Raw genomic sequence first — 19,519 nt, 5'->3', positions numbered from 1 at the left:
GAAGCCTCCCTGTGCAGGTCTTGGTGACGCCGCCTGCAGCATCACATTCGCCCTCTTGGATCTTCTCCTGTACACCGTACAATTACCGCCTGTCCAGTGGACAGGAAACAGCACGCCGACGCCACGTCGCAGGCCGGCGCTGGCGATACCCAAGAAAAATCCCGCCGGCGAAGCCGGCGGGATGGGTCGATGTCAACGCGTGGCGTCAGGCTGCGGCGGATGTCACTCGGCGGGTACGATGACCGCATCTTCGGCCGCTTCCGACACGTCCTCGCCGGCGAGCACCGCGCGCAGCCGGTCCTGGTCGAGTTCGCCTTCCCAGCGGGCAACCACGATGGTCGCGACCGCATTGCCGACAAAATTGGTCAGCGCACGGCATTCCGACATGAACCGGTCGATGCCGAGGATCAGCGCCATGCCGGCGACCGGCACGGCCGGCACCACCGAAAGGGTGGCGGCCAGCGTGATGAAGCCGGCGCCGGTGATGCCGGCGGCGCCCTTGGAGGAGAGCATGGCGACCAGCAGCAGCAGCACCTGGTCCCACAGGCTGAGCTGGATGCCGGTGGCCTGCGCGATGAACAGCGCCGCCATGGTCATGTAGATATTGGTGCCGTCGAGATTGAACGAATAGCCGGTCGGGATGACCAGGCCGACCACAGACTTGCGGCAGCCGGCACGCTCCATCTTTTCCATCAGGCTCGGCAGGGCGGCTTCCGAAGAGCTGGTGCCGAGCACCAGCAGGAGTTCTTCCTTGATGTAGCGGAGCAGGGCGACGATCGAGAAGCCGTTGTAGCGGGCGACCAGGCCGAGCACGACGAAGACGAACAGGAAGGAGGTCAGGTAGAAGGTCGCCACCAGCAGAGCGAGGCTGGCGATCGAGCCGATGCCATATTGGCCAATGGTGAAGGCCATGGCGCCGAAGGCGCCGATCGGGGCCGCCTTCATCAGGATGTGGACCAGCTTGAACATGGCCTGGGAGAGCGACTGCATGAGCTCCAGGACCGGCTCGCCACGGTCGCCGACGGCAGCCAGCGCAATGCCGAACAGCACCGAGAAGAACAGCACCTGCAGCACGTCGCCATTGGCCAGCGCGCTGACCGGCGAGGCCGGGATGATGTTCATCAGGAAGGCGACGAGGCTCTGCTCATGGGCCTTGGCGGTGTAGCCGGCCACCGCCTTGGGATCGAGGGTCGCCGGGTCGATATGCAGGCCGGCGCCAGGCTGGACCAGATTGCCGATGATCAGGCCGATGATCAGCGCCAGCGTCGAGAAGGTGAGGAAATAGATCATCGCCTTGCCGGCGACGCGGCCGACCTTTTCCAGGTCGCGCATGCCGGCAATGCCGGTGACGACGGTCAGGAGATCACCGGGGCGATGATCATCTTGACCAGCTTGATGAAGGCGTCGCCGAGCGGCTTCATCTCGGCGCCGAGCGAGGGATAGAAATGCCCGAGCAGAATGCCGGCGGTGATCGCGGCCAGGACCTGAACGTAGAGATGCTGATGGAATTTCTTGCGCACGGCTTCAGCCGGCGCCTCGAGCGCATAAGCCATCTTGAGTATCCTCACCTCTTGGTCGTCGCGCCTCGTCCTGGGCGTCGTTCGAACCGTCGTTGCGTTTGCTCGTCCCTGGCGCGTTCCGCACCGGGCATGGCAATGTCCGCAAGGCCTGTGCCAGGGTTCGGCGCGCCAGCCCGAAATTCATAAGCCATTGCAATAGCACATGAATCTTTTCTGAGACCAGGCCGCCCGCCGGCACCCTTGTGCGGAAATCCGCACAGCGTGCTAGGCTCGCGGCGGATTTTCGCACGCCCAGGTCCGGCCGCTCCGGCGGCCGGCGCCCGAACCAGACGGCTCGCTGCCATGTCGGCTTTTGTGTCTCCCGGCTTCGGCAAGGTCCGGCGTTGGCTCACCCCGCGCCGGGCGGTCGCCGTGGTGCTGGCGGTCGCGACGCTCGCCGCGCTCGATTTCGCCGCCCGCTATGCCGCCGCGCGCTGGGCCTATGGCAGCGTCCGCGTCGCCGCCGCGACCGCCGCCGAACTGCGCGTCGCCGTGCTGCAGAGCGAGATCGAGAAACACCGCACGCTGCCACTGATCCTGGCCGAGGACCCGGACGTGCGCGCGGCGCTCGCCTCGAAAGATCCGGAGCGCATCGCAGCGCTCAATCCCAAGCTCGAGACCTTGAGCACCAATGCGCGCGTCTCGGTCATCTACCTGCTCGATCCCTTGGGCATGACGATCGCCGCCAGCAACTGGCGCACGCCGACGAGTTTCATCGGCAACAACTATGCCTTCCGCCCCTATTACCGCCTGGCGGTAGCCCATGGCGCGGCCGAACATTTCGCCTTCGGCACGGTGAGCCAGCTGCCCGGCCTGTTCCTGACCCGCCGGCTCGACGGGCCGGACGGCGTCATCGGCATCATCGTGGTCAAGGTCGAAGTCCAGGCGATCGAGACCGAATGGCGGCGCTTCGCCACGCCGACCTTCGTGACCGACGAGCGCAGCATCGTGCTGATCTCCAGCGAGCCGGCCTGGCGTTTCCACGCGACCGCGCCGATCGCCGCCGGCGAACGCGCCGAGATCCGGGCGAGCCTGCAATTCGGCGATGCCTCGCTCGAGCTGCTGCCCTTGGCCACCCGCCTCAGCGGAGCCGATCAGGACGTGGTCAGGGCGCGGCTGCCGGGCGAGGCGCAGGACCGGATGTTCGTCGAACACGCGACCGAGGTGCCGACCACCCAGTGGCGCCTGCACGTGCTGGCGCCGGCCGAGCCGACGCTCGGCCTCGCCGCGGCCGCGGCGCGCGCGGTTGCCTTGCTCGCCGGACTGATCGGCCTCGGCACCGCCGGGCTCTGGCGGCTCAATCACCGGCGGCGCGAGACCGAGCGCGCCCGCCAGGAGCGCGTCAGGCGCGAGCTCGAGACCAATGTCCGGCAGCGCACTGCCGAACTAGAGACCGTCAATGGCCGGCTGGTCGCCGAAATCGACGAGCGGCAGCGCGCCCAGGCCGCCCTCGACAACCTGCAGGACGAGCTCGTCCAGGCGAGCAAGCTCGCGGTGCTCGGCCAGATCTCGGCCAGCGTCGCCCATGAGATCAACCAGCCGGTCGCGGCGATCAGGACCTTCGCCGACAATGCCAGGGAACTGCTCGCCCGCAACGAGGTGACGGTGGCGAGCGGCAATCTCGCGACGATCGCAAGCCTGACGGACAAGATCGGCACCATTACCGGCGAGCTCCGGGCCTTCGCGCGCAAGGCGCCGGCCAAGGTCGAGGCGGTGCGGCTTCAGACCGTCATCGACGGCGCGCTGCTGCTGGTCGGCCACCGCTTGCGGCTGCAGGCCGTCGACCTCGAGGTCGTCATGGCGGAACCGGACCTGATCGTCACGGCGGACCGGATCCGGCTCGAGCAGGTGCTGGTCAATCTGTTGCAGAACGCGCTCGAGGCGCTTTCGAACACCCCGGACGGGCGGATCCGCATCGCCGCAGGAACGGAAGCCGACCGGGTGTCGATCGAGATCGCCGACAACGGTCCGGGCCTGCCGGCCGAGGTCATGGCCTCGCTGTTCATGCCGTTCACCACCACCAAGCCTGGTGGCCTCGGCCTTGGCCTGGTGATCTCCAACGACATCATCACCGAAGCCGGCGGCAGCTTTGCCGTCGAGAACCGCGGCGGCGCCGTGTTCACCATCACCTTGCCGAGGGCTTCCTGATGGATGTCGCCTTCATCGACGACGACGAGGTGCTGCGCGCCGCCAATGTCCAGTCGCTGACACTGGCGGGGCTGACGGTTGCGGCCTATCCCTCGGCGACCGCCGCCCTCGACGAGATCGATGCGGCCTTTGCCGGCGTCGTGGTCAGCGATATCCGCATGCCCCGGATCGACGGGCTCGAACTGTTCCGCCGGCTGAAACGGATCGACCCGGACCTGCCGGTAATCCTGATCACCGGCCATGGCGATATCGCCATGGCGGTCGATGCCATGCGCGAGGGCGCCTATGACTTCGTCGCCAAGCCCTTTGCCGTCGACCGGCTGATCGGCAGCATTCGCCACGCCCTGGAAAAGCGCCGGCTGGTGCTGGAGAACCGGGCGCTCAAGCGCGCCGCGGAAGCGGCCAGCGACGACCTGCCGCTCTTGGGCGTCACCCCGGTCATGGAACGGCTGCGCCAGACGCTGCATCAGGTCGCCGATGCCGATGTCGATGTGCTGGTGGAAGGCGAGACCGGCAGCGGCAAGGACGTGGTGGCCAATGCCCTGCACCGCTGGAGCCACCGGGCCTCGCGCCCCTTCGTCGCGGTCAATTGCGGCGCCCTGCCGGAGACCGTGATCGAAAGCGAATTGTTCGGCCATGAACCCGGCGCCTTCACCGGCGCCCAGCGCAAGCGCATCGGCCGGTTCGAATATGCCCATGGCGGCACCCTGTTCCTCGACGAGATCGAGGCCATGTCGCCGGCCCTGCAGGTCAAGCTGTTGCGCGTCCTGGAGGCGCGCGAGATCACCCCGCTCGGCACCAACGAGGTGCGCCGCGTCGATGTCCGCCTGGTCGCGGCGACCAAGGTCGACCTCCTGGGGCTCGCCAAGCAGGGCGCCTTCCGCGAGGATCTCTATTACCGCCTGCATGTCGTGTCGGTGCGCGTGCCGCCCCTGCGCGAGCGGGCCGACGACATCCCGCTGCTCTTCGGCCATTTCCTGACCCGTGCGGCCAAACGGTTCCGCCGCGACCCGCCGGCGCTCGACGCCGCGGTCCGGCACCGGCTGAGCGCCCATGACTGGCCCGGCAATGTCCGCGAGCTCGCCCATTATGCCGAACGGGTCGCGCTCGGCCTCGTCGCCGACACGCCGGCAAGCGCGGCGTCGCCCGACCAGGGCCGGTCCCTGCCGGAGCGGGTCGAGGCCTATGAGGCGGGCCTCATCCGCGAAGCGCTGGCGGCGAGCCGCGGTGATGTCCGGCTGGCGGTCGAGGCGCTCGGCCTGCCGCGCAAGACCTTCTACGACAAGCTCCGCCGCTACGGCATCGACCAGAACCAGTACCGCACGGCGGGCTGATCTTGGCCGTCCGCGCGCCTGCCGCGATGGCCTCACTGCCCGAGATAGGCCTCGCGCACCTGGTCATTGGCCAAGAGGTCCTGGGCCGGCCCCTGCAGCACGATCTCGCCCTGGCGCAGGACATAGGCATAATCGACCGACCGGAGGCTCAGCTGGACGTTCTGTTCGACCAGCAGCAGGCTGAGCCCGGTCTGGGTCAGCGCGCCCAGCACCTCGAAGATCTCGCCGACGATCCGCGGCGCGAGCCCGATCGACGGCTCGTCCAGGATCAGGAGCTTCGGCCGCGTCATCAGCGCACGGCCGATGGCGACCATCTGCTGTTCGCCGCCGGACAGGGTGCCGGCGAGCTGGCTCGAGCGTTCCTTCAGGCGCGGAAACAGCGCGAAGACCTTGTCGAGGCTTTGCGCGCGATGGGTCTTGGCCTCGCCATAGCTGGTCGCGGCGCAAAGATTTTCGAGCACCGTGCAGGTGGGAAACAAGAGCCGGCCTTCCGGCACCGTCGCGATACCGGCCCTGGTGCGGTGCGAGGCGCGCATCCGGCCGATCGGGCTGCCGTCCCAGGTGATGCCGCCCTGGCCAAGCGGCAACAGGCCGTTGATCGCCTTGACGATCGTGCTCTTGCCGGCGCCGTTCGAGCCGACCAGCGCAATCCGCTTGCCCGCGCCGATCTCGAGGTCGATGCCCCTGATGACATTGACCTTGCCGTAGCCGGCCGAGACCTTCTCCACCGTCAGCGTGCTCATGCTTCCGCCTTGCCGAGATAAGCTTCCTGGACCCTCGGATCGGCGATCACCTGGCGGGTCGGGCCTTCGACCAGAACCTCGCCGAAGGTGATGACCACCGCCCGGCTGCACAGGCTGCTGACGACGGGAATCGAGTGCTCGACGACGATCACCGCGATGCCCTGTTCCGGCAGCCGGCGAATGATGTCGCACATCACCGTCGTCTCGGTGGCGGTCAGGCCGGCGAGCGCCTCGTCGAGCAGCAGCATTTTCGGCTCGGTCGCCAGCGCGCGGGCAATCTCGAGCCGGCGCAGCTGGGCGACGTTCAGCTCGTCGGCATCGACCTCGGCGAGCTCAACCATGTCGAGCCGCTCGATGACGCGGCGGGCGGCGATCTCGGCGGCGCGCGCCGCAGGGTGGCGGGAGAAGGCCGCGACCTTGACGTTTTCCAGCACGGTCATGCCGCGAAACGGCTTGACGATCTGGAAGGTGCGGACAAGCCCCAGGCTGCAGATCTCGTGCGGCCGCCGGCCGTCGATGCGCTGGCCGGCGAAGCGGATCGTCCCGGAGGACGGCGGAATCGCGCCCGCGATGCAATTGAACAGGGTGGTCTTGCCGGCGCCGTTCGGCCCGATGATCGCGAAGATTTCGTTCGCCGCGACGCTGAAGCCGACGTCGCGCAGGGCGTTGAGGCCGCCGAAAGACTTGCTGACCCCTTCGAGGGTAAGAAGCGCCGTCATGACCCAGCCTCCGGCCTGGCCTCGGAAAGGCTGGCGCCCGGACGCACGGCCTGGCGGCGCAGCGCCTGCGACCGGCGCCAGCGGGCGACGAACCAGCCGGCGATGCCCTGCGGCAGGATCAGCGCCAGCACGATCAGCAGGATGGCGTAGACGATGATGTCGCTGCCCTGGATCGAGGTGAAGCCACGCAGGACAATGCTGAACGGCACCAGGATGGCGGCGCCGACGAGCGGCCCCCACAGCAGCGCCATGCCGCCGATGATCGAATAGACCAGCATCTGGATCGACAGGTCGATGCCGAGCACCGAGCGCGGATCGACGAAGGCGACGTAATTGGCATAGAAGGCGCCGCACAGGCTGGAAATGCCGGCACTGATGATGAAGCAGCGCAGTTTCAGGGCGCGCGCATTGATGCCGAGCGCCTCGGCCGCCTCCTCGTTGTCGCGCAGCGCCCGCCAGTAATAGCCGGTGCGCGACTTCATCAGGAGTTCGCCTGTTATCAGCGTGCCGATCAGCACGGTGCCGATGATCAGCCCATAGGGCCATTTCTCGAAGAACTGCAGCCGGGCCAGCGAGTCCTCGGAAGAGATCGGCAGGATGATGCCGTCGGAACGGCCGAGCGCGATGTTTCCCGACACCACGAAGAAGGCGACCTCGTTGAAGGCGAGCGTCGCGATGGCGAAGAAATAACCGCGCAAGCCATAACGGAAACAGAGCAGGCCAATGACGGTGGCGGCGGCGACCGACAGCGCGATGCCCAAGGGCCAGGTGACGATCGGCGGCCAGCCATGGACCGACGCGCCCCAGGCGACACTATAGGCGCCGATGCCGACGAACAGCGCATGGCCGAGCGACATCAGCCCGGTCAGGCCGGCCATCATGTTCCACGACACGGCGAGCGTGCCGTAGAAACAGGTGAGGATGAAGATGTCCATGTAGTAGCGGTCGCCGCTGGCGGCGAAGAAGGCGGCAGCGACCAGGCCGGTGATAACAAGGATGTTGCGCAGGCTGGTCATCAGCGGCTCACCCGGAACATCAGACCCTCGGGGCGCACGAGCAGGATCAGGATCAGGATCGCGAAGGGAACCGCGGCGGCTGCCGAGGCGGAAAACCAGGCGCCGGCGATGCTCTCGGCAAGCCCCACCACCATCGCCCCGAGCAAAGCCCCGCCGAAGCTGCCGAGGCCGCCGACGATGACGATGACAAAGGCCTTCAGGGTGAACAGCGCGCCGACATGGGGATTGGCATAGAGGATCGAGACCAGCAGCGGGCCGGTGACGCCGAGCGTGCCGACGCCGACGGCCATGGCCCATTTGTAGACCGAGGCGATGTCGATGCCGGACAGCGCCGCGCCGTCGCGCGACTGCGACACCGCCCGCATGACCAGGCCGAAATCCGTCCGCTTCATGAACAGATAGAGCAGCCCCAAGAGGGTCAGCGAGGCGCCGCAGGCGATCAGCTGGTTGATCTGCACGACCACCGGGCCCATGACGATGCCGGCGGTCGAGCGCGGCTGGGTGACCAGCATGTTGTCACCGGTGAACAGCACCAGCGCCAGATGCTGGAGCAGCAGCGACAGGCCGAGCGTCACCGCCATCTGGTTGATCTCCGGCACGTTCAGGGCGAAGCGGACGAGCGAGCCGTAGAGCAGCACGCCCGCCAGCATCAGCGCCGGCGTGACGATCAGGATGGACAGGAGCGGATCGATGCCCAACAGGGCCCAGCTGAAATAGCCGGCATACATGGCGATCATCAGGAATTCGCCATGGGCGAAATTGATGATCCGCATGACGCCGAAGACGAGCGTCAGGCCCACCGCGATCAGCGCATAGATCGCACCATTGGCGAGCCCGCTGACGACGGCTTGCAGAAATATCCCGAAGGACATGAGCATCTTTCCAGGCTGGAGCGGCCGGGCCGGGCCGCGGCGCGGCCCGGCACATCGGGAGGCGGTCAGCGCGACGGCAGCCTGATCGGCTGGCTGGCGACGGCTTCCGGCCAGACGGTGACGAACTGCCCGCCGATCACCTGCGACATGACGTTGCCGACGATGTTCTGGCCGTGCTCGTCGAAGGCGAGGGTATCGTTGGGCAGCAGGGACGCCGGGCCGTCGGACAGCCGGAGCTTGCGCAGGGCATCGCGGATCGCGATGGCATTGCGGTTGCCCGCGGCATCCGCGGCGAGCGCCACCGCCCAGGTCGCGGCATAGGCCTGCGCCGCATTGCTCAACGGCGCCTCGTTGTTATAGGCGGCGCGATAGGCCTTCACGAAGGCTTCGGTCGCCGGCTTCTTGATATCGGGCATCCACTCGACGATGCCGAAGGCGCCCTCCACCAGCGGGCCGAGCTGGAGCAGGGTCGGGTGGACATGGCCGCCGCCATAACCGAGCACCAGCGGCTTGTATTGCTGGGCGGCGAGCGCCCGGAGCAGCACGGTTTCATCGTCGACATAGCAGACGATGAGCACGAGGTCGGCGCCGCTCGCCTTGAGCTTGGCAGCCTGGGTTGACAGGTCGGCGGAGCCGGTGCGGAAGGTTTCCTCGGCCGCCAGCTGGATGCCCTGTTCCGGCAGGAAGGCCTTGTAGCCCTTCGACACCGTCTGGCCGAACGGCCCGTCCTCATAGGCGAGAGCCACCTTGTTGACGGCCGCCCCCTTGGTACGCAGGTGGCCAATGAAGTTCACCACGTCCTTGGCCGCCCAGCTCCCCTTGGGCGAGACGCGGAAGACGAACTGCAGTTTCTGCTCGGTGATCGAATCGGTGACCGCGCTGGTCACGATGAAGGGCGTGCGATAGCGCTCGGCCACCTGCATGGACGGGATGGTGACGGCGGAGGCCCAGGCGCCGAGCAAGGCGCTGACGCTGTTGCGCGAGATCAGCCGTTCGGCCTCGCTGCGCCCGACCTCCGGCCGGGATTGGGTATCGCCGACGATCAGTTCGATCTTGGCCCCGCCGAGCCCGGCGAGCCCGCGGGCATTGATCTCCTTGGCCGCGAGTTCATGGGCCTTCAACAGGCGCGCGCCGTCGGAAGCCGTTGCCCCGGTCAGCGGCACCAGGACGCCGATCTTGAGCGGATCGGCCGCATGGGCCGGCGTGACGCCGGCCGCAACCGCGGTCGCGGTGAGCTGCAGCAAGGTGCGTTTGCTGACGATGGTCATATGAAGTCCCTCCCGAGGATCATTGGATGTTGTGATTGGGCATGTGCCGGCCTCTTGCGGGCCGCTTGTCGGATCAGCGTGCGGTGAACCCGCCGTCGACCGGCAGCGCGACGCCGGTCACGAAAGAGGCGTCGTCGGAGGCGAGCCAGAGCACGGCATGGGCAACCTCCTCGGCCTGGCAAAGCCGGCCCATCGGCACCAGGGCCAGCAGGCGCTCCTGGTTTGTCGCGGCTTCCACCGGATCGCCCGAGCGGCCGGTGAAACCGAGCTTCATCGGCGTGTCGGTCAGGCCGGGGCAGACGACGTTGACGCGCACGCCGTCGGCGGCGAAGCGCTGGGCGAGCGACTTGGTCAGGCCGACAATGGCGAACTTGCCGGCCGAATAGACCGGGCTGAACATCGAGCCGACCAGGCCGGAGACCGAGGCGGTGAAGATCAGCGAGCCGCCGCCGCGCTTGCGCATATGGGCGACCACCTCACCGGCGGCGAGCACGGCCGAGGTGACGTTCAGCGCCATCGCTTTTTCGTATTGCGCGAAGTCGAGGTTCTCGACGCCGGCCGGTCCTGGAATGCCGGCATGGGCCCACAACACGTCGATGCCGCCGAGCCTGGCCGCGGCATCGTTGATCGACTGCCGGGCCCCTTCGGGCTGCGACAGGTCGGCCTGGACCGTCTCGATCGGGCTGCCCTTGGCCTTCATCTCGCTCGCGAGACGGTCGAGCGCCTGGGCATCGATGTCGACGGCGGCGACCTTGGCGCCTTCCCTCAGAAACAGCTCGACACCGGCCCGACCCATTCCCGACGCGGCGGCCGTGACGACCGCGAGTTTGCCCGCAAGACGCATGAGCTTCATGTCCTTCGCTTGATGATCACTGAGCGTAGATGTCGGGGAACTGGCCCGACGTGCTGACGATGGTGGTTCGCGTATCGAGATAGTTGTCGAGGGCCTCGACGCCGTTCTCGCGGCCCCAGCCGCTGGCCTTGACGCCGCCATAGGGGGTCGACCAGCGGATGTAGCGATAGGTGTTGACCCAGACCATGCCGGCATCGATGCGGCCGGCGACGCGATGCGCGCGGCCGGTGTCGCGCGTCCACAGGCCGGCGGTGAGGCCGTAGCGGGTGTCGTTGGCAATGCTCACCGCCTCGTCCTCGTCGGCGAAGGGGATGAGCGAGGCGACCGGCCCGAAGATCTCCTCGCGCGCGATCCGCATCCGGTTGTCGACACCGGCAAAGACCGTCGGCTCGACGAAATAGCCGCCCGCCAGTTGGCCCTGGTCGAGCCGCCTGCCGCCGGCGGCGAGCGTCGCGCCCTCGGCCTGGCCAATCGCGATATAAGACAGCGTCTTGTCGAGCTGCTCGGCATGGGCCTGGGGGCCCATATGGGTCGCTTCATCCAAGGGCATGCCGACCCGGACCCGCGCCGCGCGGCGCTGGAACGCTTCGACCACGCGGTCATAGATCGAGCGCTGCACCAGCACGCGCGAGCCGAGTGCGCAGCTCTGGCCGCAGACGACCCAGGCTGACGAGGTGGCGGCGTTCATCGCCTGATCGAAATCGGCATCCTCGAAGATGATGTGGGGCGATTTTCCGCCGAGCTCGAACGAGAAGCGCTTCAGCGTCGCGGCACCGCTGCGCAGGATCTCCTGGGCGGTGCGGCCCTCGCCGGTAAAGGCGATCTTGTCGACGCCGGGATGGGCGACCAGATGCGCGCCGGTGGAATGACCAAGGCCCGGCACGACATTCAGGACGCCCGGCGGTAGCCCCGCCTCCTCGACAATGCGGGCAAGCTCGAAGGCGGTCACCGGGGTCTGCTCGGCCGGCTTCAGCACCACGGTGCAGCCCGCCGCGAGCGCCGGCCCGACCTTCCAGGCGGTCGTCAGCATCGGTGCGTTCCAGGGCGTGATGGCGCCGACCACGCCGACCGGACGCCGCTCGGTATAGGCGTGGACCGAAGGATCGATCGGAATGGTGCGACCGTCGAGCTTGTCGGCCAGCGACGCGAACCAGTGATACCAGCGATGGTGCGCACCGAGATCCGGGCGCGTCTCGCGGATCGGGCGACCGGTGTCGCGCGATTCCAGAACCGCCATGTCGCCGGCGCGCCGCTCATAGAGATCGGCGAAGCGGCGCAGCAGCACGGCGCGTTCCCAGCCCGGCATGCGGCGCCAGGGACCTTCGAAAGCCTCGCGGGCGGCCGCGACCGCCCGGTCGATATCCCCAGGCCCGCCAAAGGCGACGGTCGCCCAGGGCTGACCGGTGGCCGGATCGGTGGTCTCGACGATCGCGCCGTCGAGCGGCGCGACCCATTCGCCGCCAATGAAAAGCCGTTCGTAGCGATTGCGTTCCAACATCTGCCCTCGCGCGCCGCGCACCGACACACCGGCCGTGGATCGGCGGTGTGCGCGGCCAGCGCAAAATTCACGTGTGCGAATTATTGATACTCACTCGCGAACTTTGCTGTCAACTGGCCCGCCATGACGACGGCGACCACGAGCAAGAGCTCATAATCGCTTCATTTTGCTGAGTTTTCTCTGGCATAGCTTGAATTTCGGCGCTACTTTTGCAGCGCAGCAGCGCAATTTTGCGCTGCACCAGGTCAAAAATTTCGCGTGGCGAGACGGAGAAGCACAGCCGTTTGACCGAGGAATTCAAATTAGAAAATATCTTGTCCATGATCATGAACTGATTTATGGCTCGACCATCGGAGGGCCGGCGCCGAATATCGGCCGACCGCCACGCATCGCAGGTACAGCACCCATGGGTCCGATCGCAGGGATCAAGATCATCGACATGACCTCGGTCCTGATGGGCCCCTACGCCACGCAGATGCTGGCGGACATGGGCGCCGACGTGATCAAGGTCGAAGCGCCCGAGGGCGACCTGACCCGTCAGATCGGGCCGTTCCGCCATGACGGCATGGGCGCCATCTATCTCAATGCCAACCGCAACAAGCGCAGCATCTGCCTGGACCTGAAACATCCCGATGGACGCGACGCGCTGAAGCGGCTGGCCGCCGACGCCGACGTGCTGGTCTACAACGTGCGGCCCCAGGCGATGGCACGGCTCGGCCTCGACTACGAGACCATCGCAGCGATCAACCCGCGCATCATCTATGCCGGCGTCTTCGGCTTCGGCCAGGACGGGCCCTATGCCGCCAAGCCGGCTTACGACGACCTGATCCAGGGCGGTTCGACCATGTCGGCGCTGATCGCCAGGTCCGGCGACGGCATACCGCGCTACGTGCCGACAGCGGTCGCCGACCGCGTGGTCGGCCTGACCGCGGTCGGCGCCATCTGCGCCACCCTGGTGCATCGCGAGCGCACCGGGCGCGGCCAGAGGCTGGATGTGCCGATGTTCGAGACCATGGTCGGTTTCGTGCTCGGCGACCATCTCAGCGGGCTGAGCTTCGATCCGCCGCTCGACCGCGGCGGCTATGCCCGGCAATTGTCGCCCGAGCGCCGGCCCTACAAGACCAGCGACGGTCATGTCTGCGCCCTGGTCTATAATGACAAGCAGTGGACGAGCTTTCTCTCAGCCGTCGGGCGTTCCGACCTGCCGGAACGTGATCCGCGCTTCGCAAGCTTTGCCAACCGCTCCGCCAATATCGACTTCGTCTATGGCGCGCTGGCCGAACTGTTCGAGACGAAAACCACCGCCGAATGGCTGGCCCTGCTCGAACAGGCCGATGTCCCGGCCATGCCCATGCATGACGTGGAAAGCGTGCTCGATGATCCACATCTGGTCGCGACCGACTTTTTCCAGATGGTCGACCACCCGACCGAAGGCCGCATGCGCACCATGCGCATGGCCACCACCTGGTCCGAGACCCCGGCCGAAATCGGCAATCTGGCGCCACGCAAGGGCGAGCAGGGTGTCGAGATCCTGGCGGCCGCCGGTTTCGACCCGGCCACCATCCAACGATTGATCGATACTGGTGTCGTCTCGGTTCCGGCGCCGGTTGCCCCTTCAAAGCCTTGACGGAGACGTTCTGAAATGGATTTCGCCCTCACCCCCGAGCAGGAGGCGATCCGCGAAGCGGTCGCCGGCATCTGCGCCCGGTTCGGCGACGACTACTGGCTCAACCTGGACAAGCATGGCGGCTTTCCCGACGCGCTGTTTTCAGCGCTCGCCGCCGACGGCTGGCTCGGCATCTGCATTCCCGAGGAGTATGGCGGCTCCGGCCTCGGCATCACCGAAGCCGCGGTCATGATGCAGGCCATTGCCGAGTCGGGCGCCGGCATGTCCGGGGCGTCGGCCGTGCATATCAACGTCTTCGGGCTCAATCCGGTGGTGGTTTTCGGCACCGCCGAACAGAAGCGGCGCATCCTGCCGCCCATGGTCCAGGGCAAGGAGAAGACCTGTTTCGCGGTGACCGAGCCGAATACCGGGCTCAACACCACCCAGCTCAAGACCCGCGCCGTGCGCAAGGGCGACCGCTATATCGTCGATGGTCAGAAGGTGTGGATCTCGACCGCCCAGGTCGCCGACCGGATGCTGCTGCTCGCCCGCACCACACCACTTGAGGAGGTGACCAAACCGACCTTCGGCCTGTCGCTGTTCTGCACCACCTTCGACCGCTCGAAGATCAAGGTGCACGAGATCGAGAAGATGGGCCGCAAGGCCGTCGATTCGAACGAATTGTTCATCGAGGGGCTGGAGGTGCCGGTCGAAGACCGCATCGGCGAGGAAGGCCGCGGGTTCGAATATATCCTGCACGGCATGAACCCGGAGCGCGTCCTGATCGCGGCGGAAGCGGTCGGGCTCGGCCGGCTCGCCCTGGCGCGGGCCACGGCTTACGCCAAGGAGCGCATCGTCTTCAACCGGCCGATCGGTCAGAACCAGGCGATCCAGCATCCGCTCGCCAAGAACTGGATGGACCTGGAGGCGGCCCGCCTGATGATCATGAAGGCGGCCTGGGAATATGACACCGGCCGGCCGTGCGGCGCCTCCGCCAATGCCGCGAAATATCTCGCCGGCGAAGCCGGTTTCGACGCTTGCCAGCAGGCCATCATGACCCATGGCGGTTTCGGTTATGCCAAGGAGTTTCATGTCGAGCGCTATCTGCGCGAGGTCATGATCCCGCGCATCGCGCCGATCAGCCCGCAACTGGTGCTGAGCTTCATCGCCGAGAAGGTTCTCGGCCTGCCCAAGTCTTATTGACGATCAGGACAAATCCTTGGTTCGACAGATCAATCCCGACGATCTCGATCTGGCCGCGTTCATCCAGCCGGGCGACCGGGTCGTCTGCGGTCAATTGACCGCGGAACCGACCACGCTCACCGAGGCGCTGGTCGACCAGGCGGACCGGATCGGCCGGCTCGAAGTGTTCCTCGGCACGACGTTCTCGAACACGTTCGCGCCGGACCGCGCGCCGGCGCTGAGCTTCCTCAGCTATGGCGCGACCGGCACCAATCCGCGCCTGGCCAAGGCCGGGCGCCTGGCCATCCTGCCGCGCCACTACGGCGCGTTGAACGCGGCCTTCGCGACCGGCGAGATCCGCGCCGATGTCGTGCTGCTGCAGGTTGCCGCGAGCTCCGGCGGCTTCAACCTCGGCCTTGCCAACGACTATGCCGCGCTCGCCGCGCGCCATGCCCGCGCGGTGCTGGTCGAGGTTCATGCCGACGTGCCGGTGACGACCGGGGCTTTCCTGCCCACGGACACCACGATCACCGCGGTGATCGCGGCGCGCCGGGCGCCGATCGAGCTGCAGCCGGGCCGCATCGGCGCAGTCGAGCAAAGCATTGCCGGCCATGTCGCGGGTCTGATCGCCGACCGTTCGACCCTGCAGATCGGCATCGGCTCCATCCCCGATGCCATTCTGAGCGGGCTCGAGGGCCATCGCGACCTCGGGTTTCATTCCGGCGTGATCACCGACCGGGTGCTCGACCTGATCGAACAAGGCGTCATCACCAATGCCTATAAATCGGTCGACCCGGGGGTGACGGTCACCAATACGGTGTGCGGCACGCACCGGCTGAACCGCCATCTGCATCTGAACCCCGAGATCGCCGTGCTGCCGGCGGCCCATACCCATGGCATCGAGGTGCTCAGCCGCCAGGACAATTTCTTGTCGATCAATTCGGCAATCGAAGTCGACCTGACCGGCCAGGTGAATTCCGAAATGGCCGGCGGGGCAGCGGTCGGCGGCGTCGGCGGCCTGGTCGATTTCGCCCGCGGCGGCGTCGCGGCCCGCGGCGGCCGGGCGATCATTGCCCTGCCAGCGACCGCCCGCAACGGCGCGGCGAGCCGCATCGTCCACCGGACCCAGCGGGTGACGCTCGCCCATAGCGACGTCGATGTCGTGGTGACCGAGCATGGCGTCGCGGACCTGCGCAACGTGCCGCTGCATGCCCGCGCCGAACGGCTGATCGCCATTGCCGACCCGCGCTTCCGCGACGATCTCGCCCGCCAGGCCGGGGAGGGCTCGTACGATGCCTGAACCGATACAGACGACAGCCGCCGCCAGCCGGCGGCACGGACCGTTGAGCGGCGTGCGGGTGGTCGAGCTCGCCGGCATTGGGCCAACCCCGATGTGCGCCATGCTGCTGGCCGATCTCGGCGCCGATATCGTCCGGATCGACCGGCTGGCGCCGAGCGGCAACGGCATCGAAAGGCCGGCGCGGTTCGACCTGACCAATCGCGGCCGCCCGTCGGTGGCGGTCGACCTGAAGCGGCCGGAGGGGATCGCCTGCGTGCTCGACCTGGTGGCCGGGGCCGACGCGCTCATCGAGGGCTTCCGGCCCGGCACGATGGAACGGCTGGGGCTCGGGCCGGAGATCTGCCTTGCCAGGAACCCGCGGCTGGTGTTCGGCCGGCTGACCGGCTGGGGCCAGACCGGGCCGCTGGCGCAAGCCGCCGGGCACGACCTGAACTATATCGCGCTGGCCGGCGCGCTCGGCGCCATCGGGCGGCGGGATGCGCCGCCGACGCCGCCTCTGAACCTGATCGGCGATTTCGGCGGCGGCGCCATGCTGATGGCCTTCGGGCTGCTGGCCGCCGTTCTTGAAGCCCGCACCTCCGGCCTCGGCCAGGTGGTCGATGCCGCCATGGTCGATGGCACCGCGACCTTGCTGACCAGCCTCTGCGGGCTCCAAGCGGCCGGCCTGCACAATGGCCCGCGCGGCACGAACCTGCTCGATTCCGGCGCGCCGCATTACGACGTCTACCGATGCGCCGACGGCGAATGGATCAGCATCGCGCCGATCGAAGCGAAATTCCGCAGCCAGTTGATCACCCTGCTCGGCCTCGACGCCGACGCCTTTCCGGATGTCGCGGAACCGGCCAACTGGCCGGCGGCGCGGGACATCCTGGCGGCGCATTTCCGGCGCCGGACGCGGGCTGAATGGCAGGCCCTGCTCGAAGGCACCGACGCCTGTTTCGCTCCGGTCCTGTCGCTGCCGGAAGCCGCCGCCCATCCGCATATGCGCGAGCGCGGCACCTTCGTCGCGATCGACGGCATCACCCAGCCGGCGCCGGCGCCACGCTTCAGCCGGACCCCGCCGGACCTGCCCGCACCGCCGGAAGCGCTCGGGGCGAGCAGCCGGGCGGCGCTGGCGCATTGGGGCATCCCGCCTGAACGGATCGCCGCGCTGGAAGCCGCCGGCACGATCCGCGACACCGGGCCGAAGCCCGGCCAACCCCATCCTTGAGGAGACCCGACATGCCCGGCCTGTATTACGAAGAATTCCAGGAAGGCGCGACCTTCGACCACGTGCTGACCCGCACCGTCACCGAGATGGACAACACCATGTTCAGCCTGATGACGATGAACCCGCAGCCGCTGCATATCGATGCGCATTTTTCGGCCAACACCGAATTCGGCCAGCGCATTTTCAACTCGCTCTACACGCTCGGCATCATGATCGGCATGACCGTCTACGACACGACGCTGGGCACGACGGTGGCCAATCTCGGCATGACCGACGTGGTCTTCCCGAAACCGGTGTTCCATGGCGACACCCTGAAGGCCCATACCAAGGTCGTCTCGAAGCGGCTCAGCAAGTCGCGCCCGGGGGTCGGCATCGTCGAATTGGAGCATAGCTGCACCAACCAGCACGGCGACGTCGTCGCCTCCTGCCGGCGGCAGGCGATGATGCATCGCAAGCAGGCCGCCGCCTGATGCGCTCGCTGCTCTTCGTTCCCGGCGACAGCGCCCGCAAATTCGAGCGGGCCAGGCAAACCGCCGCCGACGCGCTGATTCTCGACCTCGAGGATTCGGTCGGTCCGGAGGCCAAGGCTGAGGCGCGGACCGCGACCTGCGCCATGCTCGGCGCGCGGGCCGGCACGCAAAAGCTGTTCGTCAGGATCAATGCGCTCGACACCGGCCTGGCGCTGGCCGACCTTGCGGCGGTGATGCCGGCCGGGCCCGACGGCATCGTGCTGCCGAAATGCGCTTCCGGCGACGATATCCGCCGGCTGTCGTTTTATCTCGACGCGTTCGAGGCGGCCCATGGCATCGCGCCCGGAACGACCAAGATCATCGCCATCGTCACCGAGACCGCGGCCTCGATCTTCGCGCTCGGCTCCTACCGCGATTGCGGCCCAAGGCTGGCCGGCCTGATGTGGGGGCGGAGGACCTGGCGGCCTCGATCGGCGCCACCGAGAACGGCGGCGCCGGATTTTACCATGGCCCCTATCAGCTGGCGCGCAACCTCTGCCTGATGGCGGCGGCAGCCGCCGGCGTCATCCCGATCGACACGGTTTGCACCGACATCGACGACGTCGAAAGCCTGGCGACGGAGGCGCGCGCCGCGCGCCGCGACGGCTTCCTCGCCAAGGCGGTGATCCACCCCAAACATATCGACGCGGTTCATGCGGCCTTCACGCCGGGAGCCTCCGAACTCGCCTGGGCCGAACGCATCGTCGCGGCATTTGCCAAGGGGCCAAGCGTGGGGGTAGTGAAGCTCGACGGCAAGATGATCGACAAGCCACATCTGCGTGCGGCCGAGCGGGTTCTCAGCTACGCGCGGCCACAGCCATGAGCAGGCAAGACGACGACCCGATGACGGCGGCGCTGGGAACGGACCTGGACGGACAATGCTGGTAAAGCAGGCGGCGAACGTATTGGAGATTCTCGAATATTTCGCCAAGCGCCGGCGGCCGGCGACCTTGTCGGAGGTCGCCGACGAACTCGGCTGGCCGCGCTCCAGCGCATTCAACCTGCTCGGCACGCTGGCCGACAAAGGCTTTCTCTACGAGCCGCGCACGCGCGGCGGCTATTATCCGAGCCCACGCTGGCTGTCGCTGGTCCAGACCATCGCCGACGCCGAGCCGCTGCCCGAGGCAGCCTATTCGCTGGTTGCCGAAATTGCCGAAGAGACCGGCGAGACCACGGCGATCGGCGCGCCCGCCGGCACCTCGGCCCTGTTCATCCATGTGGTCGAATCGAATTCGCCGATCCGCTATTTCGCCCAGGTCGGCCACAAGCTGCCGATCCATGCCAGCTCGACCGGCCGGGCCATCCTGGCGCAATATTCACGCGACGAGCGTTATGCGCTCTACCGCAAGATCAGCTTCCAGCAATATTCGGAGACCACCCCCACCAGCATGGAAGCGGTGGAGGCGGAACTGCGCCGCTCGGCCGAACGCGGCTGGCACCAAAGCCTCGCCGATTTCAGCCCGGACCTGGTTGGCGTGGCCCTGCCGCTGCCGATCCAGTCGCGCCGCCTGTCGCTGGTGGTGGCCGGACCCATGTTCCGCTGCCGCGACCGCATTCCGGAGACCGCGGCAGCGCTGCAGCGCGCGGTGCGCCGGTTCAGCGACCTGCTCGAATTGAGCGAGGCGCCGGCAGCCGAGTGAGGCGGCGGCGACGCTCCGGCATTCCGGCCTGATCAGGCACGCATGCTAAGCCCCCCTCCCGC

Annotated in this window: 16 protein-coding genes and 2 pseudogenes; 9 read left to right on the top strand and 9 right to left on the bottom strand. The window is 67.4% G+C overall.

Going from position 1 to position 19,519, the window contains the following annotated elements; translation table 11 throughout:
• Positions 1–222: 222 nt before the first annotated feature.
• A pseudogene (locus E8M01_RS14485) lies at positions 223–1,553 on the bottom strand (dicarboxylate/amino acid:cation symporter).
• Between the two features lie 309 nt (positions 1,554–1,862).
• Between E8M01_RS14485 and E8M01_RS14480 the strand changes: the two are divergent.
• Positions 1,863–3,707 (top strand): ATP-binding protein, encoded by a 1,845-nt coding sequence (locus tag E8M01_RS14480; protein ID WP_136960757.1) that lies wholly within the window; start codon positions 1,863–1,865, stop codon positions 3,705–3,707.
• Entirely contained in the window at positions 3,707–5,041 is a 1,335-nt protein-coding gene (locus E8M01_RS14475) for a sigma-54-dependent transcriptional regulator (protein WP_136960756.1), read from the top strand. The genes E8M01_RS14480 and E8M01_RS14475 overlap by 1 nt, the downstream gene beginning before the upstream one ends.
• A gap of 32 nt (positions 5,042–5,073) precedes the next feature.
• Here the strand turns inward: E8M01_RS14475 and E8M01_RS14470 are convergent, their stop codons facing one another.
• The 8 genes from E8M01_RS14470 to E8M01_RS14435 form a co-directional block, all read right to left on the bottom strand.
• The gene (locus E8M01_RS14470) at positions 5,074–5,784 is read right to left on the bottom strand and encodes an ABC transporter ATP-binding protein (protein ID WP_136960755.1); all 711 of its coding nucleotides are present in this window, start codon (positions 5,782–5,784) and stop codon (positions 5,074–5,076) included.
• Positions 5,781–6,503, bottom strand: a complete 723-nt coding sequence (locus E8M01_RS14465; protein ID WP_136960754.1) for an ABC transporter ATP-binding protein — start codon at positions 6,501–6,503, stop codon at positions 5,781–5,783. Before E8M01_RS14465 ends, E8M01_RS14470 begins: the two co-directional genes overlap by 4 nt.
• Positions 6,500–7,519 carry a branched-chain amino acid ABC transporter permease gene (locus E8M01_RS14460; protein ID WP_136960753.1) on the bottom strand — a complete coding sequence of 340 codons (1,020 nt, stop codon included), beginning with the start codon at positions 7,517–7,519 and terminating at the stop codon, positions 6,500–6,502. The genes E8M01_RS14465 and E8M01_RS14460 overlap by 4 nt, the downstream gene beginning before the upstream one ends.
• Positions 7,519–8,391 (bottom strand): branched-chain amino acid ABC transporter permease, encoded by an 873-nt coding sequence (locus E8M01_RS14455; RefSeq protein ID WP_170181900.1) that lies wholly within the window; start codon positions 8,389–8,391, stop codon positions 7,519–7,521. The genes E8M01_RS14460 and E8M01_RS14455 overlap by 1 nt, the downstream gene beginning before the upstream one ends.
• Positions 8,392–8,456: 65 nt before the next feature.
• Entirely contained in the window at positions 8,457–9,659 is a 1,203-nt protein-coding gene (locus E8M01_RS14450) for an ABC transporter substrate-binding protein (RefSeq protein ID WP_136960751.1), read from the bottom strand.
• 73 nt (positions 9,660–9,732) lie between these two features.
• On the bottom strand, positions 9,733–10,512 hold the full coding sequence (locus tag E8M01_RS14445) for an SDR family NAD(P)-dependent oxidoreductase (RefSeq protein ID WP_215908889.1): 780 nt from the start codon (positions 10,510–10,512) through the stop codon (positions 9,733–9,735).
• A 16-nt stretch (positions 10,513–10,528) separates the two neighbouring features.
• Positions 10,529–12,010: an aldehyde dehydrogenase gene (locus tag E8M01_RS14440; RefSeq protein WP_136960750.1), complete on the bottom strand. Its 1,482-nt coding sequence runs from the start codon at positions 12,008–12,010 to the stop codon at positions 10,529–10,531.
• A gap of 109 nt (positions 12,011–12,119) precedes the next feature.
• Positions 12,120–12,338, bottom strand: a complete 219-nt coding sequence (locus tag E8M01_RS14435) for a hypothetical protein (RefSeq protein ID WP_136960749.1) — start codon at positions 12,336–12,338, stop codon at positions 12,120–12,122.
• A gap of 78 nt (positions 12,339–12,416) precedes the next feature.
• On the opposite strand from E8M01_RS14435, the gene E8M01_RS14430 reads away from it, so the two are divergent.
• The 7 genes and pseudogenes from E8M01_RS14430 (at position 12,417) to E8M01_RS14400 (ending at position 19,457) form a co-directional block, all read left to right on the top strand.
• Positions 12,417–13,637: a CaiB/BaiF CoA transferase family protein gene (locus E8M01_RS14430; protein ID WP_136960748.1), complete on the top strand. Its 1,221-nt coding sequence runs from the start codon at positions 12,417–12,419 to the stop codon at positions 13,635–13,637.
• A 15-nt stretch (positions 13,638–13,652) separates the two neighbouring features.
• Positions 13,653–14,819: an acyl-CoA dehydrogenase family protein gene (locus tag E8M01_RS14425; RefSeq protein WP_136960747.1), complete on the top strand. Its 1,167-nt coding sequence runs from the start codon at positions 13,653–13,655 to the stop codon at positions 14,817–14,819.
• Positions 14,820–14,835: 16 nt separating this feature from the next.
• The gene (locus E8M01_RS14420; protein ID WP_246088735.1) at positions 14,836–16,098 is read left to right on the top strand and encodes an acetyl-CoA hydrolase/transferase family protein; all 1,263 of its coding nucleotides are present in this window, start codon (positions 14,836–14,838) and stop codon (positions 16,096–16,098) included.
• Positions 16,091–17,308: a CaiB/BaiF CoA transferase family protein gene (locus tag E8M01_RS14415; RefSeq protein WP_136960746.1), complete on the top strand. Its 1,218-nt coding sequence runs from the start codon at positions 16,091–16,093 to the stop codon at positions 17,306–17,308. The genes E8M01_RS14420 and E8M01_RS14415 overlap by 8 nt, the downstream gene beginning before the upstream one ends.
• An 11-nt stretch (positions 17,309–17,319) precedes the next feature.
• On the top strand, positions 17,320–17,778 hold the full coding sequence (locus tag E8M01_RS14410; RefSeq protein WP_136960745.1) for a MaoC family dehydratase: 459 nt from the start codon (positions 17,320–17,322) through the stop codon (positions 17,776–17,778).
• A pseudogene (locus E8M01_RS14405) lies at positions 17,778–18,640 on the top strand (HpcH/HpaI aldolase/citrate lyase family protein). Before E8M01_RS14410 ends, E8M01_RS14405 begins: the two are co-directional and overlap by 1 nt.
• 55 nt (positions 18,641–18,695) lie before the next feature.
• Positions 18,696–19,457 carry an IclR family transcriptional regulator gene (locus tag E8M01_RS14400; protein ID WP_136960744.1) on the top strand — a complete coding sequence of 254 codons (762 nt, stop codon included), beginning with the start codon at positions 18,696–18,698 and terminating at the stop codon, positions 19,455–19,457.
• The last annotated feature ends 62 nt before the right edge of the window (positions 19,458–19,519 follow it).

Source organism: Phreatobacter stygius (assembly GCF_005144885.1).
Taxonomy (GTDB): Bacteria; Pseudomonadota; Alphaproteobacteria; order Rhizobiales; family Phreatobacteraceae; genus Phreatobacter; species Phreatobacter stygius.
Note: the sequence above shows the minus strand (reverse complement) of the source record. Positions and strands in the feature narration are given on the sequence as shown.

What these genes read in the sequence shown, in the direction of transcription:
- E8M01_RS14430 (WP_136960748.1), top strand. Translation starts at nt 12,417, where the DNA reads ATGGGTCCGATCGCAGGGATCAAGATCATCGACATGACCTCGGTCCTG.
- E8M01_RS14450 (WP_136960751.1), bottom strand. Translation starts at nt 9,659, where the DNA reads ATGACCATCGTCAGCAAACGCACCTTGCTGCAGCTCACCGCGACCGCG.
- E8M01_RS14455 (WP_170181900.1), bottom strand. Translation starts at nt 8,391, where the DNA reads ATGTCCTTCGGGATATTTCTGCAAGCCGTCGTCAGCGGGCTCGCCAAT.
- E8M01_RS14410 (WP_136960745.1), top strand. Translation starts at nt 17,320, where the DNA reads ATGCCCGGCCTGTATTACGAAGAATTCCAGGAAGGCGCGACCTTCGAC.
- E8M01_RS14415 (WP_136960746.1), top strand. Translation starts at nt 16,091, where the DNA reads ATGCCTGAACCGATACAGACGACAGCCGCCGCCAGCCGGCGGCACGGA.
- E8M01_RS14400 (WP_136960744.1), top strand. Translation starts at nt 18,696, where the DNA reads ATGCTGGTAAAGCAGGCGGCGAACGTATTGGAGATTCTCGAATATTTC.
- E8M01_RS14480 (WP_136960757.1), top strand. Translation starts at nt 1,863, where the DNA reads ATGTCGGCTTTTGTGTCTCCCGGCTTCGGCAAGGTCCGGCGTTGGCTC.
- E8M01_RS14460 (WP_136960753.1), bottom strand. Translation starts at nt 7,519, where the DNA reads ATGACCAGCCTGCGCAACATCCTTGTTATCACCGGCCTGGTCGCTGCC.
- E8M01_RS14425 (WP_136960747.1), top strand. Translation starts at nt 13,653, where the DNA reads ATGGATTTCGCCCTCACCCCCGAGCAGGAGGCGATCCGCGAAGCGGTC.
- E8M01_RS14465 (WP_136960754.1), bottom strand. Translation starts at nt 6,503, where the DNA reads ATGACGGCGCTTCTTACCCTCGAAGGGGTCAGCAAGTCTTTCGGCGGC.
- E8M01_RS14475 (WP_136960756.1), top strand. Translation starts at nt 3,707, where the DNA reads ATGGATGTCGCCTTCATCGACGACGACGAGGTGCTGCGCGCCGCCAAT.
- E8M01_RS14440 (WP_136960750.1), bottom strand. Translation starts at nt 12,010, where the DNA reads ATGTTGGAACGCAATCGCTACGAACGGCTTTTCATTGGCGGCGAATGG.
- E8M01_RS14435 (WP_136960749.1), bottom strand. Translation starts at nt 12,338, where the DNA reads ATGATCATGGACAAGATATTTTCTAATTTGAATTCCTCGGTCAAACGG.
- E8M01_RS14470 (WP_136960755.1), bottom strand. Translation starts at nt 5,784, where the DNA reads ATGAGCACGCTGACGGTGGAGAAGGTCTCGGCCGGCTACGGCAAGGTC.
- E8M01_RS14445 (WP_215908889.1), bottom strand. Translation starts at nt 10,512, where the DNA reads ATGAAGCTCATGCGTCTTGCGGGCAAACTCGCGGTCGTCACGGCCGCC.